The sequence below is a fragment of the Kitasatospora sp. NPDC043950 genome (genome assembly GCF_056435345.1).
The window spans coordinates 93,865-109,489 of the sequence record NZ_JBWKER010000011.1 but is presented as its reverse complement, the minus strand read 5'-3'; the positions used below and the strand labels follow the sequence as shown (position 1 = coordinate 109,489).

The following is a 15,625-nucleotide window of genomic DNA, read 5'->3' as shown; positions in this document are numbered from 1 at the left end:
GGGCGGTGGCGGGGGCGGCCACAGCGGCAGCCGCCTCCGCCCGCCGTCGTCCGTCGGCGGTTACTTGGGCGCGTCCACGCCCGCGGCCTTGGCGATGTCGCCGAGCATGGCGTCGGCGGCCTGGACGCCGATGCCGGACATCCAGGTCTCGTCCGGGACGTTGAAGACCTTGCTGTTCTTGACGGCGTTCAGGCCCTGCCAGACCGGGGTCTGCTGGACCTCGCTCTCCTTGGTCTTGGACGGGTCGTCGGCGGTGGTGACGAACACCAGGTCGGCGTCGGCCTGGTTGATCTGCTCGGCGCTCACCTCGACGATGTTCTTGTCGACGTCCTGGGCGGCCGGGCGGGCCAGGCCGACGTCCTTGAGCACCACGCCGCTGTAGGAGGCCTTGGCGTAGAGGCGGGTCGGTCCGGCCACGAAGCGGACCACCGAGGCGGTCGGCATGGCGCCGCCGTTCTTCGCCTTGATCGCCTCACCGAGCTTGGCGGCCCGCGCCTCGTAGTCGGCGAGCGCCTTCTTGGCCTCGTCCTCCTTGCCGAGCGCCTGCGCGTAGAGGGCGAGGTTCTCCTTCCACGGGAACCCGGTGGTCTCGGCGAGCACGGTAGGCGCGATCGCGTTCAGCTGGTCGTAGACCTTGGCGTGGCGGACCTTGGAGGAGAGGATCAGGTCGGGCTTCAGGGAGGCGATCAGTTCCAGGTTCGGCTCGTTCATCGGGCCGACGTCCTTGGTGTCCTTGATCTTGTCCTTGAGGTAGTTCGGGAACCCGCCCTCGGTCTTCATGTGCGGCGACACCGCGCCGACCGGCGTGATGCCGAGCAGCGTGACGTCGTCCAGCTCGCCGCTGTCCAGCACCACGACGCGCTTGGGCTGGGCCTTGATCTGGGCCGTTCCGGCGGCGTGGGTGACGGTGCGCGGGAAGCCGGCGGAGGCGCCGGCGCTCGCGGAGGAGGCGTCCCCGCTCTGCTTGGTCCCGCCGTCGCTGCCGCAGGCGGCGAGCAGCGTGGTGGACAGGGCGACGGCGAGGACGGCGACGGGGAGGCGGCGGTTCATGGGGGTCCTTGGATCGGGTCGAGCGGGCGTCGGGTTGCGGAGCGTCGAGGGTGAGGAGCGTCGGGGGTGACGAACGGGGGGCAGTGGTCAGCGGTCGGCGGCGCGCGGCCGGGTCCGCGCCCGGGGGACGACCAGCGGCGTGCCGGTCTCCGGGTCGGGCACCACCCGGCACGGCACCTGGAACACGGCCTCGACCAGGTCGGCGGTGAGGACCTCGGCGGGCGGTCCGGCGGCGGCGAGCCGCCCGTCCTTGAGCACCACCAGGTGGTCGGCGTACCGGGCGGCCTGCCCGAGGTCGTGCAGCACCATGACGACGGTGCGTCCGGCCTCGGCGTGCAGGTCGGCGACCAGGTCGAGGACGTCGAGCTGGTGGCGCAGGTCGAGGAAGGTGGTCGGCTCGTCGAGCAGCAGCAGCTCGGTGTCCTGGGCGAGTGCGAGCGCGATCCAGGCGCGTTGGCGTTGTCCGCCGGAGAGCCGGTCGACCTGCTGCTCGCGCAGTTCGGCGGTGCCGGTCCGGGCGAGGGCGTCCTCGACGGCGGCCTGGTCGGTCTTGGACCACGGGCTGAGCATCCGCTGGTGCGGGTACCGGCCGAGCCGTACCAGTGCCTCGACGGTGATCGCCTCGGGGGTGACGGGCTGCTGCGGCAGCAGGCCCATCCGCTTGGCGAGGGCCCGGGCGGACATCCGGTGGATGTCGGAGCCGTCCAGGGTGACGGTGCCGGCGGCGGGGTCGAGCAGCCGGACCAGTCCGCGCAGCAGGGTCGACTTGCCGCAGGCGTTGGGCCCGACGATGGCGGTGACGGCGCCGCCGGGCAGTTCGAGGTCGAGCCCGTCGACGATCGTGCGGTCGCCGTAGCGCAGGTCGAGGCCGTGCGCGGCGAGCCGGTTGGCGGTGGTGGTGACGGACTCGACGGTCGTCGTGGGCGTCATCAGTTGCTCCTCTGGGGAGGCCGGCCCTGGCGGATCATCAGCGCCAGGAGCCAGGGCGCGCCGAGCGTGGCGGTGACGGCACCGACCGGCAGGCCGTGGACGGGGATCACGTGGAGCACGAGGAGGTCGGCGGACAGCAGCAGGACGGCGCCGGTGAGCGCGGTGAGTCCGAGCGTGCCGAGGGTGGGCGGCCCGGCGAGCAGCCGGACCAGGTGCGGTACGGCGAGCGCGACGAACGCGACCGGGCCGGTGAGGGCGGCGGCCAGCGAGGCGAGGGTGATGCCGAGCAGCAGCAGCCAGAGCCGGTCCCGGCCGGGGTTGAGGCCGAGGCCGCCGGCCGAGTCGTCGCCGAGGTCGAGGACCGCGATCCGCCGCTGGCAGAGCAGCACGGCCAGGGCGGTCAGCGCGATGGCGGTGCCGCCGATCCACACCTCGGTCCAGTTGCGGCCGTAGAGCGAGCCGGTGGTCCACTGCATCGCGGAGGAGGCCAGCTCGGCCGGGAACCGTACGATCATCAGGTTCACGGCGGCGGCGAGGCCCTGCTGCACCGCCAGGCCGACCAGCACCAGCCGGGTGACGGCCATCTTCGACCGCCAGGCGAGGCCGCCGAGCAGCAGCGCCGCCAGCAGTCCGCCGCCGAGCGCGGCCAGCGGGATCAGCTGCTGGGAGGCGCCGGTGGCGAGCATCAGCACCGCGCCGAAGGACGCGCCGCCGGTGACACCGATGGTGTCGGGGGAGGCCAGCGGGTTGCGGAAGAGCCGCTGGAGCATCGAGCCGGCCATCGCCAGCCCGGCCCCGGCGATCAGCGCCGACACCACCCTGGGCGCCCGGAACTGCTGCACCACCAGGACGTTTCCGGGTTCGCCCTGCCCGACCAGGGCGCGCAGCGCGTCCCATCCGGACAGGCTCACCTGTCCGGTGCCGAGCGCGACGCCCGTCAGCACCACCAGGACGACGGCGGCCAGCGCCGACCACACGGCGGTGCGGGCCCGGCGGCGGGCGAGCGTGCCGACGGGTACGGCGAGCGCGGTCACCGGGCCACCTTCCGGGCCAGTACGGCGAGAAGCGGCGCGCCGAGGAAGGCGGTCACGATGCCGACCTCGATCTCGGAGGGGCGCACCACGAGCCGTCCGAGCACGTCGGCGGCGAGCAGCAGCAGCGGACCGGCGATCAGGCAGCCCGGCAGCAGCCAGCGGTGGTCGTTGCCGAGCAGCGGGCGGACCAGGTGCGGCGCGGCCAGTCCGATGAACGCCACCGGCCCGGCGACGGCCACCGCACTGCCCGCGAGCAGGACAACGGCCAGCCCTCCGGCCAGTCGGATCCGGGCCACCGGCACGCCGAGCGACTGGGCGGTCTCGTCGCCGAGGGCCAGCGCGTTGAGGGCGGGCGAGATCGCGAACGCGCCCAGCAGGCCGAGCACCAGGAACGGCAGCACGGGGGTGAGGGTGTCCAGCTGCCGCCCGCCGATCGAGCCGGCCAACCAGAACCGGGCCTCGTCCAGGGTGCGGTGACTGGCCAGCATCAGCGCGGAGGTCCAGGAGGTGAGCACCACGGTGAGCACGGTGCCGCCGAGCGCGAGCCGGACCGGGTCGAGGTCGCCGCCGCGCCGGGACATCGCGTACGCGGCGACCGCGGCGACGGCCGCCCCGGCGAAGGCGAACCAGACGTACTCGACGGGCCGGGTGAGGTCCAGCGCGTAGATCGCGGCGACCACGGCGAGACTCGCGCCGGCGTTGACGCCGAGGGTGACCGGGGAGGCGAGCGGGTTGCGGGTGACGCCCTGGGCGACCGCCCCGGCGACGCCGAGCGCGGCCCCGACGGCCAGTCCGATCACCGTTCGCGGCAGGCGAAGGCCCGTCACCACATCGGCGTCGCCGCCGTGGGCGGCCCCGGTGAGCGCGTCGGCCACGGTGGACAGCGGGATGGATCGGGAGCCGAGCGCGAGGCTCAGCGCGGCACACAGCACGAGCGCGCCCACACCGGCGACCAGCAGCAGGGGCCGCTGGACCGCAGACGATCGAGGCGTCGCCGGGGCCGTGGTGGCCGGCGGGTCGGTTCTCAACACGAGTCGACATCTTAGGTTAGGTTTGCCTAAGTTCGTCAATCTCGGGTCGCCTGGTCCGATGTCGGGCCGTTCGCCGCGGCGTCACCCCGCCCAGGTGTCGCGGGTGTCGCGCCGCCCAGCCCGGCCCCGGGTGGTGCACTTCCTGGGGCATTGTAAGGTGAGCCTCACCTTATTCGATCATGCGGAGTCGATCCACGGAGCGCCGATGATCCCCGGAACACCCCTGCCCGTCGCGCCGACGTCCACCCTGCCCGGCGACTACCGGCGCCTGCGCGAACTCTGCCCGGTGCTGGAGCTGCGCCTGCTCGGCGCCGAAGAGCCCGACCCCCGTGCCGCCGACGGCTGGTACTCGGGGGCCGAACTCGCCGCCGACGAACGGGCCCTGGCCGCCGTTCTGGCCGGCGAGGAGGAGCGCATCGCCGCCGAGCACGGCCGCGCCCCCCGCCCGCACGTCACCGCCTCCAGACTGCTGCACCACTACGTCTGGTCCGCGTGCCTGCTCATCGCGGGCCCCTGGCACCTCGCCCGGAAAGTACCCCTCGTCGACCCCGCCGACCTCTGGCTGCACGCCCCCACCGGGGACCTCGCGCTGCGCCCGCGCGGCCACGTCACCCTCCCCGGCGACGACGAACTCCGCGCCGAACTGCGGGCCGCCGTGGTCGCCCACGTGGAGCCGGTACTCGCTGCCTTCGCCGCCCCCAGCCGGCGCCGCGACCGCGCGCTCTGGGGCATGGTGACGGACGACCTCGCCTCCGCCGTCTGGTACCTCGGCCGGATGCTCGGCGAGGAGGACGCCGCCGTCGTCGCCGCCGGGGCGGTGCTGCCCGGCGGCACCCTCCCGCTGCCCGGCGCCGCCGACTTCCGCCGCCTGCACACCCCCGACGGGCGCGGCCACCACACCCGTACCCGGCTCGGCTGCTGCCTCTACTACGCCGTCAAGCCCGAGGCCGCCGCATGCCTGACCTGCCCGCGCACCGGCGACGAGGAACGGCTGCGCCGGTTCTGAGGGGTCCGTCCGCGGATCGCCGTCGGGGATCCGCGGACGGGATTGTGTGGGGGAACCGTCGGGGACGGTTCGTTGTCAGTGGTATCGGCTAGGGTCGCGGCCATGATCGATTCGACGACGCGGGTTCGCATCGCCCGGCCCTCGCGCGACCTCGCGGCGGCCGAGCGCTTCTACGTCGGCGGCCTCGGCCTCGACGTGCTGTGGCGCACCACCGAGCGGGTGTCCGGCGAGCACGACCTGCTGATGGTCGGTCCGCCCGGCGGAGCCTGGCACTTCGAACTCACCCACGACCCGGAGAACCCGCTGGAGCCCACCCCGACGGTCGACGACCTGTTCGTCGTCTACCTCGGTGCGCCGGTGGACGACGCCCTGGTCGCCCGGCTGGAGGCCGCCGGCGGCACCCCGGTCCGGGCCCACAACCCCTACTGGGAGGAGTTCGGCGTGACGATATCCGACCCGGACGGCTACCGGCTGGTGCTCTGCTCCCGTGGCTGGGGAGCCTGACCGCCTGTCCGACCCCGTTCGGTCTCGCCGCCCGCCCCGTCCCTGCCGCGCAGCACCGCCACGCCCCGGTCCAGGTCCACGCCGAAGTGCGGCGGCGCTCCGACCTGGGCGTCGTCCCGCAGCGTCAGCTGTTCCCGCCGTTGTTCGACCTGCACCCGCTTGCCCGGGCTGAACAGCGCCTGCAACTCCTCCAGCCCGCCGCCCAGGCCAATCCCGGTGCTCCCGCCGCCGCGCCGCCAACGCCCCGACGACTCGCCCCGGATCTGCCACGCGATCAGGAGCATCAGCCCGATCACCGCCGCCGCCACGCACGCCACGTCTACGATCACACCCATGTACGCCCAACGCCGGTCGGCCGCACCCGTGTTCCCCGAGGGCGCCGCGCCGGTGGCGGCGTCCACCCGCTACCCTGCCGCGCGAACCGAAGGAGACCCCTCACCATGACCGTGCGCGGAACCACCGTGGACATCCCGACGGCGGACGGCACCGCCGATGCCTACCTCGCCCGTCCCGACGACGGGCGGGCCCACCCCGGCGTCATCCTCTATATGGATGCCTTCGGGCTCCGACCCCAGCTGAAGGACATGGCCGACCGGCTCGCCCGGGCCGGGTACGCCGTGCTGGTCCCCAACGCCTACTACCGGAACGGCCGCGCGCCGGTCGTCGAACTGCCGCCGCTGATCGACCTGGAGAAGGACCCGGCGATCTTCAAGCAGATCGGCCCGCTGCTCGCCACCCTCACCCCCGAGGTGACCGCCCGCGACGCGGACGCCTACCTGCGCTGGCTCGCCGATTCCCCGCTCGTCGAGGACGGCCCGGTCGGCCTCACCGGCTACTGCCGCGGCGCGGTGCTCGCCCTGCGGACGGCCGCCAGCCACCCCGACCGGATCGCGGCCATGGCCGGTTTCCACGGCGGCAGCCTCGCCACCGAGGCGCCGGACAGTCCGCACCTGGGCGCCTCCCGGATCACCGCCGAGGTGTACTTCGGCCACGCCGACGAGGATCCGTCCATGCCCGCCGAGCAGATCGAACGGCTCGCCGGGGCCCTCGCCGCCGCCGGTGTCCGCCACCGGGAGGAGGTCTACCAGGGTGCCCCGCACGGCTACACCCAGGCCGACACCACCCGCTACGACGCCGTCGCCGACGCGCGCCACTGGGAGGCGCTGCTCGACCTGTTCAAGCGGACCCTGTCGGCCTGAGCCGCCGGAGGGCCGGGGCGGCCAGCGACGCCGCCCCGGCCTGGGCCGTGCGGGCGCGGGCCGGTGACGGCCTCACGCCACAGCGCCTCCTCTTCGTCCTCCGGTCACACAACGGACGCGAGGTGTTCGGGTTTGCGTGGAGCCGGGCCGTCATGGTCTGGTGCCTGACAGCGAGTCCGGGCCCGGCCGGGGGCCGACCCGCCGGGCGTCGGGGAGGCACCCGGGACTCGTGGCAGTGGTGAGCAACGAACCCGCGTCACCCGGTACCACAGGCCGGGACCGGGCGGACGGATCCAGGGGGGAACCGAACGTGCAGAAGACGGAGAACAGGCAGAACGCGCAGGAACCGTGGGGCACGCGGGACACGCAGGGCGCACGGGGCATGGGGGGCGTACAGGTAGTACGGGGCACGCGGGCCATGCGGGATGTGCAGGACGCCATCGCGCAGGCGCTGGCCGAGAGCGTCCCCGGCGGGGTCCGGCAGGGCGAACTCGACCGTGACGGGCGGGCATTGCGCTGGGTGGAGGCGGGGCGCGGCGGCCCGCCGGTGGTCCTGCTCGCGGGCTGCGGCACCTCGTCGCTGACCTGGGCGCCGGTGCTGTCCGAACTGGCCGCGCACAGCCGGGTCGTGGCGTACGACCGGGCCGGGCTCGGTGCCAGTGACCCCGCTCGCGTCTCCGGTCCTTCGCTGGAGTCCCCGACCGGGGACCTGGCTGCCCTGGTGGAGCACCTCGGCGCCGGCCCGGCCATCCTGGTCGGGCACAGCTGGGGCGGCCAGCTGGCCCAACTCCTCGCCTGGCGGCACCCGGAACTGGTGGCCGGCCTGGTCCTGGTGGATCCGGCGCACGAGGAGTTCCAGCCACCGGCCATCCGCGCGGCCGAGGCCGTCCTGTTGCGGCTGGGGCTGCTCCGGGCGGCCATGACGCCCGCCGCACGCCGTGCCGGGGGAGCCGTCGCGAGGGCCGAGGCGGCCGTCGAGGCGCATCGCCACCAGCGGCGGACCGTCCTCGACGAGAACCGGCTGACGGTCCTCGCGGTCTCCGAGCTCCGGCGGCGGCGCGCGGCCGCGCGGCTGCCCGACGTGCCGGTGACGGTGCTGAGCGCGACCGACGGCCTGCCGGGGGCGATGCGCGCCCGCTGGACCGTCCTCCAGTCACACGTCGTCGCCGGCGCGGCCAAGGGGTCGCACATCGTGGTGCGCGGCGCCGGCCACCACGTCCACGCCGACCACCCGCAGGCCGTCGCCGCCGCCGTCCTGGAGGTGGTCGAGCACGCCCGGCAGGGCCGGGACAGCTGACGGCGGCGGCCCTCAACCGCTGGCCGGACAGCGCCTGCTGACCGTTCGACCCCCTCTGGCACACTGGGGGCCGAACGGCCCGCTGGGGAGGGTCATGACACATGGGGGCGGGAGTATGAGGGGTCCGGGCGCCGTGCTCGGCGGGCGGTACACGCTGGTCGAGCGGATCGGCGGCGGGGGGATGGGTACGGTCTGGCGGGCCGACGACACGGTGCTGGCGCGGCCGGTGGCTGTCAAGATCCTGCACTCGGCGCTGTTCGAGGACGACACTTTCATCCAGCGCTTCCGCCGGGAGGCCCAGCTGGTCGCCGCGATCGACCACCCGGCCGTCGTGGACGTCCACGACTACGGTGAGAGCGGCGGCGGTGCCGAGGGCCGGGAGGGCGGCGAGGGCGGTGACGCCGGGGACCGCTGCGCCTACATCGTCATGGAGCTGGTCGACGGCCGGCCGTTGGACCGGGTGCTCGCCGAGGAGGGCCCGATGCCTCCCGAGCGCGCCCTCGGTCTGGTCGCCGCCGCGCTGGACGGCCTGCACGCCGCCCACCGCCGGGAGATCGTGCACCGGGACATCAAGCCGTCCAACCTGATGGTGCGCACGGACGGCCGGGTGACCATCACCGACTTCGGCATCGCCCGGGCGATCGCCAGTACCAAGATCACCGCCTCGCACGCGATCGTCGGCACCGCCCTCTACATGGCCCCCGAACAGGCCGAGGGTACGGGCACCGGGCCGGCCTCCGACCTCTACTCGATCGGCGTGGTCTGCTTCGAACTGCTCACCGGGAAGCCGCCGTTCGTCGGCGAGAGCGTGTTGGAGGTCGCGCTCAAGCACGTCCGCCAGCCGGCGCCGGAGCTGCCGGGGGCCTTCCCGGCGGCGGTCCGCGAGCTGGTCGCGAAGGCACTGGAGAAGAAGCCGGAGGACCGGTTCGCCGACGCCGCCGAGATGGCGGCCGCGGCCCGGGCGGCGATCGGCGCGAAGGACGCGGGCGCTGCGGCGGGTGCGGCCGGCGCCCCGGCCGACACCGGGACGGTCGACCTCAGGGCGGCGGCCGGGGGAGCGGCTGCGGGTGAAGGGGCCGGGGGTGGGGTGGCCGGGGGCGCCGGTGCGGCGAAGGCCGGTGCCCTGGTGCCGGTCGCGGACGGCGCCGACCAGCCCGCGTCAGGCGAGCGCCCGGCGTCGGGTGGCCCCGTGCCGGACGAGGACGAGGTCGCCAAGGTGGGGCCGCAGCCGGTGACCGAGCCGGGCAAGCGCCGGTCGCGGCGCGCACTGCTGGTGCCGGTGATCGTCCCCGTGGTCATCTCGATGGGCACGGCGACCGTCCTGCTGGTGGACCGCGGCCCCGGCCGGTCGGACGCGGCCGAGCCGCCCGCCGCCCAGCCGACCGTCGTCGTGACGGCCCCGGTGACCCCGGTCGCGGGCACCCCGGCGGCCCCGGCCGCGACGCCGCCCGCCACGCCGACACCCTCCGACACCCCGGTCGCGGCCCCGGCCGCCGACCAGCAGCCGAGCACCCCGAACCAGCCGGGCGCGCCCGTCCCGGCCCCCGCGCCGGGCGGCAACGGAGGCGCGGCGGGCCGAGGTGCCGGCGCGGGCGCGGCGGGCGGCGGAAACGCGGCCGGTGGCGGCGGCGCTTCGGGCGGCCAATCCAACCAGTCCGGCGGCGGGGGCGGCACCGCCAACCAGCCCGCCAACCCCAATCCCAATCCCAACCCGCAGCCCCCGGCCCAGAACGCGGCCGGTGGCTCCCCCGCCGGGGGCGGCTCCCCGTCCGGCGGCGGTTCGCCCTCGGGCGGCGGCAACCCGCCGGCTCCGCAGACCCCCACCCGGCCGCCGTCGTGCGGCGGCACCTCCTGGACCACCATCGTCAACGTGAAGGACGGCCGCCCGATCGGGATGGCCCGCGACGAACTGAGCGGCGACAACCCGATCGTGGTCGGCGGCGCGTCCCAGTACGGCTGGGTGCGGGCGACCGACCCCGGTTCCTGGATCAGTTTCAACGCCTGCAACAGCGGCGGGCCGCTGCTCGTCCAGACCATGGACGGCAAGGTCGCCCTGAGCGGAGGCTTCAGCTTCCTGACCAACTGGACGGTGCGCAGCGGATCCGCCCAGGGCTCCTACACGCTGGCCGACTACCAGAACCAGCGCTGCATGACCGACAACGGCCCGGGGAACGCGGTCACCATGGTGACCTGCACCCCCGGCAACACGGCCCAGGAATGGCGGTTCCAGTGACAGCGACCGGCGGAGCCGACGACGGTGTGGTCCTCTACTGGCGGCCGCTGTGCACGTTCTGCATGAACCTGCGCCTGGCGCTGCTCTTCACCCGCCTGCGCTACAGCCGGCGGTTCACCATGGTGAACATCTGGAAGGACCCGGACGCCGCCGCCTTCGTCCGCTCGGTCGCGGACGGCAACGAGACCGTGCCGACCGTCACCGTGGCCGGGCGGCCGATGGTGAACCCGTCGATCCGCCAACTGCTCGCCGCAGTGCGGGAGTACGCGCCGGACGTGCTCCCGGGGAGGCCTCGCTGACCGGTCCGGGCGAGGAGTGGTACCCCTTCGCTCTCCCGGTCCAGATCCCGATCCCGCCGTTGCCGTTGCCGTTGCCGTTGCCGTTGCCGTTGCCGTTGCCGCTGCCGCTGCCGCTGCCGCTGCCGCTGCCGCTGCCGCTGCCGCTTCTGCGACCGGACGGGCCCGGCGCGGGCGGCGGTTGAGCGCGTGTGCCGACCCGGCCCGGGTGTCCGTACGGGCGGGTCGCCCGAGAGTCGGGGGCGGGCGAGCGGGGCGCCGCGGGAACCGGGCGTCATCGCAGATGCCGGTGGAGGAGGGGCCGTTGTGGGACACGGGGTCTCCCCGGCTCCGGTGCGCCCTCAAGTGTCGAGCCCAACTCGCCGACTGCGCTGAGGAGTCGGGCGAACACGAGGCCCGGTGGCGCTAGCAGATGACCCGGCGGCGGGCAAGGGTGGCAGGTGGCGGGACCTCGCCAAGCGGATGTCAAGATTCCGTATTGGAAGTTCTACAGGGATGTAAAAGTCGATTCCGGCCCGCTCGGCTCCGCGCGCCGAATCGGCGTTCGACGGTCGATCGGACATCGGTGCAGGCGGTCGGGCGTGGTTCGGGTGGGAACCCACTGCAAGGCGCGGTGAATTGCCCCGTTTTGCCCACCGCTTGAGGGCCTTGGCGAGCTGGCGGGACCTGGCCAATCGCTGAAGTAGACCTGTCAATTCACCTGCTGGATTGTCATGCTTCTGGACAGCCCCGGCGGTAGCCCCCACCCCCACCCCTTGGTGGCTCGCCGCTCGACCGCTCGGGGTTTCAGCACGTCAGCGCCCATTTCCGCCCCACAGGTGCCGACCCCGGCCCCCGGAACGCGGCGCGACCGCGTCCACACGCGGTTTCCCGGAAGGACTCGCACGTGAAGCGAAAGCTCGCAGCTGTCGCCGTACTGTCGGCCACCGCCCTGCTGACCGGTGTGATCCAGGTGAGCACCGCCGCCCAGGCCAGCCCCGTCGCCGGCCTCCAGGCCCAGGCCGACCACCAGCACGCGGCCGTGCTCGCGCTGGCCGGCGGCCAGTCCGGCCCGCTCGCCAAGGCCCTCGCCCTCGGCGAGAAGGAGCGGCTCGTCGCCAAGGACGCCGTGGTGGACAAGGACGGCACCCGGCACCTGCGCTTCGAGCGCACCTACGCCGGCCTGCCGGTGCTCGGCGGCGACCTGGTCGTCCACCAGAAGGCCAACGGCTCGGTCAAGTCGGTCGACAAGGCGGTCTCCGCCAAGCTCGCGCTGCCGAGCCTGACCCCGCAGATCCCGGCCGACCAGGCCGCCACGCAGGCCACCGGCGCGGTCAAGGCCACCGTCGGGGTCACCCTCGACGCCGACGAGTCCCCGCTGGCCGACGTGCACCAGACCGGCAAGGCCGAACTGGTCGTCTGGGCGACCGACGGCAACCCGCGCCTGGCCTACCGGACCACCGTCGAGGGCGTGCGCGCCGACGGCACCCCGAGCAACCAGGTGCTCGTCACCGACGCCGCCACCGGCAAGGTGCTGTCCACCCACGAGAAGATCCAGACCGCCGCCGGCACCGGCAAGGGCGTCTTCGTCGGCCAGGTGCCGCTCACCACCGCGCAGAGCGGCTCCAGCTACTCGCTGAAGGACGACAGCCGCGGCGGCCAGTCCACCAGCGACATGAGCAACGGAACCGCCGGCAACGGCTCGCTGTTCGCCAACACCTCCAACAACTTCGGCGACGGCACCGCCTCCAACCGCGAATCCGCCGCCGTGGACGCCCAGTTCGGCGCGGCCACCACGTGGGACTTCTACAAGAGCGCCTTCGGCCGCAACGGCATCCGCAACGACGGTGTCGGCGCCGCGAGCCGCGTCCACTACGGCTCCAACTACGTCAACGCCTTCTGGGACGACAGCTGCTTCTGCATGTCCTACGGCGACGGCAACGGCGACGCCGCCCCGCTCACCGAGATCGACGTGGCCGGCCACGAGATGAGCCACGGCGTCACCGCCGCCACGGCGAACCTCAACTACTCAGGTGAGTCCGGTGGCCTCAACGAGGCCACCTCCGACATCATGGGCACGATGGTCGAGTGGTACGCCAACCTGCCCTCCAACCCGCCGAACTACTGGATCGGCGAGCTGATCAACCTGAACGGCAACGGCACCCCGCTGCGCTACATGGACCAGCCCAGCAAGGACGGCCAGTCCGCCGACTCCTGGTCCGCCGGCGTGGGCAACCTCGACGTGCACTACTCGTCGGGCGTGGCCAACCACTTCTTCTACCTGCTGTCGGAGGGCAGCGGCGCGAAGAGCATCAACGGGTTCGACTACAACAGCCCGACGGCCGACGGCTCCTCGCTCGCGGGCATCGGCCGGGACAAGGCCGCGCAGATCTGGTACCGCGCGCTGACCGTCTACTTCACCTCCACCACCGACTACGCGGGCGCCCGGGCGGGCACCCTCAGCGCGGCGGCGGACCTGTACGGCAACGGCAGCGCCGAGTACAACGCGGTCGCGGCCACCTGGACGGCGGTCAACGTCAACTGACGACCGCCTGAGTGGGCCCTGCCGAACCGTGGGTGCCGGCGGGCGGGGCCGCACGGCGGGGGCGACGGTGTGCGGACCACCGTCGCCCCCGCCGTCATGTGCGCGGGGCGCGGCGCGCGGGCGCAGCGATGCGGGGTTGGACGCCGGAACCGTCAGTCCCACCGTCAGTCCCACCGTCGGTCGGAGCGGTCGGAGTGCGGCGGCGGTAGCGCTGTTCGGTCGCGGTGCACGCGGCGAGCAGCAAGGCCGCCGCCGCCGTGGCCGCGGTGATCGCGAACGGCGCGGCGGGCGCGAAGTGCGTGGTCGCCCAGCCGCCCAGGAAGGTGCCGGCCGATTGCGCCAGGATCAGCGCGCTGACCAGCGCAGCCATCGCCTCGCCCAGCCGGACGGCCGGCACCGTCCGCTCGGCCAGGCCGAACATCGTGATCATCTGTGGTGCGACCGCCACCCCGAGGAGGCCCACGGCAACGGTCAGGCTCCACAGGCTCCCGGTGGAGACGAGCAGGACGCCGGAGGCGGCGAACAGCAGCGCCATCCCGGCCAGCAGCAGGACGTAGGGCACGGTGAGCAGCCGCTCAGGGCGCGAGGTGCTTCCGGATCTGGTCCAGGATCAGGCCGGCCCCGGTGTAGCCGATCCCGAGCATCCACAGGCTGTCGTCGACCCGGAACACCCGGCCGGTGCGGACGGCGTCCAGGCTCTTCCACAGCGCGCCATCGGTGATCCTGCCCTGGTCGGACTTGGCCGCGTCCCCGTAGACCGAGTAGAAGATGACGTCGGCCGCCGCCTGGTCCACCTGCTCGGGGCTGATCTCGACCGAGAACCCGGGCTTGTCCTGGTTGGCGGGCCGGCCGAGCCCGAGGTCCTTGAACAGCGAGCCGACGAAGGTGTCGTTGAGGTACAGCCTGGTCGGTGCGCCCGCGAGGAAACGAGCCATCTCGACCCGGGTGGCGGCGGCCTTGGCCGGGCCACCAAGTGCGGTGACGAGGTCCCGCGCCTTCGTCCGGTACGCCGCGTCGGCCGCTTCGGCTTCGGCCTGCCGGCCCATCGCCTCGGCGTGCAGCCGGACGTTCTCCTTCCAGGTGGGCCCGGTGGTCTTGGACAGCACGGTCGGCGCGATCTTCGTCAGTTCGTCGTACCGCTTGTCGTCGCGCACCTGGTTGCTCAGGATGAGGTCCGGCCGCAGCGCCGCGATCGCCTCCAGGTTGGGCTGCCCGATGGCGCCGACGGCCTTCGTCGTGGCCAGCCGTTCGGCGGGCAGGTAGGCCGGGAAGGGAGCGCCCTCGGTGACGGTGGTCGCGCCGACCGGCGTGAGCCCGAGGGTGACCACCGAGTCCAGCGCGTCGGTGTCCAGCGCCACCACCCGGGTGGCCCGGGCCGGTACGGTGCTCTCGCCGCGAGCGTGCCGGACGGTCCGGGGGCCGGCCCCGCTGGATCCGCCGGAACCGCCCGGCGCGCCGGATTCACCGGTCGCGCCGGTCGAACCGTCGGACGGTGCCGGGGAGTTCGGTCCGCAGGCGGCGAGCGCGAGGCCCGGGGTGAGCCCGGCGGCGAGGCCGAGCGCGGCGCGGCGACTGAGGGGTCTGGGCATCGGCGGTTCCTCCAACGGGTGGGCAGGGCGCGGGAATCCCTGCCCTCCCGTCGGAGGGGTTACGCCTCGGTGTCGTTCTCCCGTCGCTGGCGCAGCAGTTCGTCGTACTCGGCGGGCACCCGCCGGTCCATCGCGAGGGCGAACTGCGCGTCGACGACCGTACGGGCCAGCGGCCGCACCCGCAGGATGCGTTCGGTGAGCCGGGCTGCCTCGCCGGGCGGCAGCGGGGCGTCGGCGGCGAGGGCGCCGAGCAGGTGCTCGCCGACCACGTCGATGAAGATCTCGGCGATGGCTTCCACGTGCTCCTGGGTGCGCCGGCTGGCGTCCAGCACCACGGAGAGCGGTACGCCCTCGGCGACGAGTGCGGTGGTGGCGTCCATCAGGCGGCGGCTGATGTGGGTGATCCCGTCGTCGTCGATCGTGATGTAGCCCTGGGCGATCGACTCGGCGGTGTTCTCCTCGGTGAGCTGGTCGTTGAAGACGGTCCTGAGTTCGTCCCAGTCCAGGCGCACCGGGGTCTCGTCCGACCAGGGGGCGACGATCGCGGCCTCCAGCCCGATCAGCTCGGCGACGTCCCGCCCGCTCTCGCCGGCGCCGATCAGTTCGGCGATGCCGCCCAGGGTGTGGCCGCGGTCCAGCAGTTCGCCGATCATCCGCAGTCGGGCCAGGTGCTCCTCGCCGTACCAGGCGATCCGGCCCTCCTTGCGGGGCGGCTGGAGCAGTTTGCGCTCGCGGTAGAAGCGGAGCGTCCGGCTGGTGATGCCGGCCGCCTCGGCCAGTTCCTCCACCCGGTACTCGCGTTTTCCGTCACCCGCAGCAGCTCTGACCTTGTCCACGGCGATCAGCATAGGTCCGGCACCTCCGAAGGCTCCCGGAATCCGGGTGGCCGCGCTTCTTCCATCCGGTGTCAGCAAGGGCTACCCTGCCAATCA

General features: G+C 73.7%; 15 protein-coding genes. 7 read left to right on the top strand and 8 right to left on the bottom strand.

All coding sequences use genetic code 11. The annotated features are described in order from the left end of the window. Positions 1-60: 60 nt before the first annotated feature. From AC07BF_RS10200 to AC07BF_RS10185, 4 genes are all read right to left on the bottom strand, one after another. A complete protein-coding gene (locus AC07BF_RS10200; protein ID WP_363579376.1) occupies positions 61-1,050 on the bottom strand; it encodes an ABC transporter substrate-binding protein in 990 nt (329 codons plus the stop codon). Positions 1,051-1,137: 87 nt separating this feature from the next. Next, positions 1,138-1,980 carry an ABC transporter ATP-binding protein gene (locus AC07BF_RS10195; protein WP_363579374.1) on the bottom strand — a complete coding sequence of 281 codons (843 nt, stop codon included), beginning with the start codon at positions 1,978-1,980 and terminating at the stop codon, positions 1,138-1,140. Further along, on the bottom strand, positions 1,980-3,014 hold the full coding sequence (locus AC07BF_RS10190) for a FecCD family ABC transporter permease (RefSeq protein ID WP_400804917.1): 1,035 nt from the start codon (positions 3,012-3,014) through the stop codon (positions 1,980-1,982). The genes AC07BF_RS10195 and AC07BF_RS10190 overlap by 1 nt, the downstream gene beginning before the upstream one ends. Then, a complete protein-coding gene (locus AC07BF_RS10185; RefSeq protein WP_363579658.1) occupies positions 3,011-3,976 on the bottom strand; it encodes a FecCD family ABC transporter permease in 966 nt (321 codons plus the stop codon). Before AC07BF_RS10185 ends, AC07BF_RS10190 begins: the two co-directional genes overlap by 4 nt. 274 nt (positions 3,977-4,250) lie before the next feature. Here AC07BF_RS10185 and AC07BF_RS10180 point away from each other — a divergent pair, with 274 nt between their 5' ends. Both AC07BF_RS10180 and AC07BF_RS10175 read left to right on the top strand, forming a co-directional pair. Beyond that, on the top strand, positions 4,251-5,051 hold the full coding sequence (locus tag AC07BF_RS10180) for a (2Fe-2S)-binding protein (protein WP_400984319.1): 801 nt from the start codon (positions 4,251-4,253) through the stop codon (positions 5,049-5,051). Between the two features lie 102 nt (positions 5,052-5,153). Continuing rightward, positions 5,154-5,555: a VOC family protein gene (locus AC07BF_RS10175; RefSeq protein WP_363579370.1), complete on the top strand. Its 402-nt coding sequence runs from the start codon at positions 5,154-5,156 to the stop codon at positions 5,553-5,555. Here AC07BF_RS10175 and AC07BF_RS10170 read toward each other — a convergent pair. Next, positions 5,516-5,890, bottom strand: a complete 375-nt coding sequence (locus AC07BF_RS10170; RefSeq protein WP_400984321.1) for a DUF6191 domain-containing protein — start codon at positions 5,888-5,890, stop codon at positions 5,516-5,518. The two genes, AC07BF_RS10175 and AC07BF_RS10170, sit on opposite strands and share 40 nt — an antisense overlap. Positions 5,891-5,995: 105 nt before the next feature. Between AC07BF_RS10170 and AC07BF_RS10165 the strand changes: the two genes are divergently transcribed. From AC07BF_RS10165 to AC07BF_RS10145, 5 genes are all read left to right on the top strand, one after another. After that, on the top strand, positions 5,996-6,754 hold the full coding sequence (locus AC07BF_RS10165) for a dienelactone hydrolase family protein (protein WP_363579366.1): 759 nt from the start codon (positions 5,996-5,998) through the stop codon (positions 6,752-6,754). Positions 6,755-7,172: 418 nt separating this feature from the next. Further along, positions 7,173-8,051 carry an alpha/beta fold hydrolase gene (locus AC07BF_RS10160; RefSeq protein ID WP_400804925.1) on the top strand — a complete coding sequence of 293 codons (879 nt, stop codon included), beginning with the start codon at positions 7,173-7,175 and terminating at the stop codon, positions 8,049-8,051. Between the two features lie 115 nt (positions 8,052-8,166). Further along, on the top strand, positions 8,167-10,284 hold the full coding sequence (locus AC07BF_RS10155; protein ID WP_400984324.1) for a serine/threonine-protein kinase: 2,118 nt from the start codon (positions 8,167-8,169) through the stop codon (positions 10,282-10,284). Next, the gene (locus AC07BF_RS10150) at positions 10,281-10,583 is read left to right on the top strand and encodes a glutaredoxin domain-containing protein (RefSeq protein WP_363616659.1); all 303 of its coding nucleotides are present in this window, start codon (positions 10,281-10,283) and stop codon (positions 10,581-10,583) included. The genes AC07BF_RS10155 and AC07BF_RS10150 overlap by 4 nt, the downstream gene beginning before the upstream one ends. A gap of 883 nt (positions 10,584-11,466) precedes the next feature. Beyond that, entirely contained in the window at positions 11,467-13,104 is a 1,638-nt protein-coding gene (locus tag AC07BF_RS10145; RefSeq protein ID WP_478333203.1) for a M4 family metallopeptidase, read from the top strand. 94 nt (positions 13,105-13,198) lie between these two features. On the opposite strand, the gene AC07BF_RS10140 is transcribed toward AC07BF_RS10145, so the two are convergent. Genes AC07BF_RS10140 through AC07BF_RS10130 form a run of 3 tightly spaced genes read right to left on the bottom strand, consistent with a single transcriptional unit; the run spans position 13,199 to position 15,541 of the window. Next, positions 13,199-13,666: an MFS transporter gene (locus AC07BF_RS10140; protein ID WP_478333202.1), complete on the bottom strand. Its 468-nt coding sequence runs from the start codon at positions 13,664-13,666 to the stop codon at positions 13,199-13,201. Positions 13,667-13,679: 13 nt separating this feature from the next. Continuing rightward, the gene (locus tag AC07BF_RS10135; protein ID WP_400984327.1) at positions 13,680-14,693 is read right to left on the bottom strand and encodes an ABC transporter substrate-binding protein; all 1,014 of its coding nucleotides are present in this window, start codon (positions 14,691-14,693) and stop codon (positions 13,680-13,682) included. 59 nt (positions 14,694-14,752) lie between these two features. After that, the gene (locus tag AC07BF_RS10130; RefSeq protein ID WP_363579352.1) at positions 14,753-15,541 is read right to left on the bottom strand and encodes a MerR family transcriptional regulator; all 789 of its coding nucleotides are present in this window, start codon (positions 15,539-15,541) and stop codon (positions 14,753-14,755) included. Positions 15,542-15,625 lie beyond the last annotated feature (84 nt).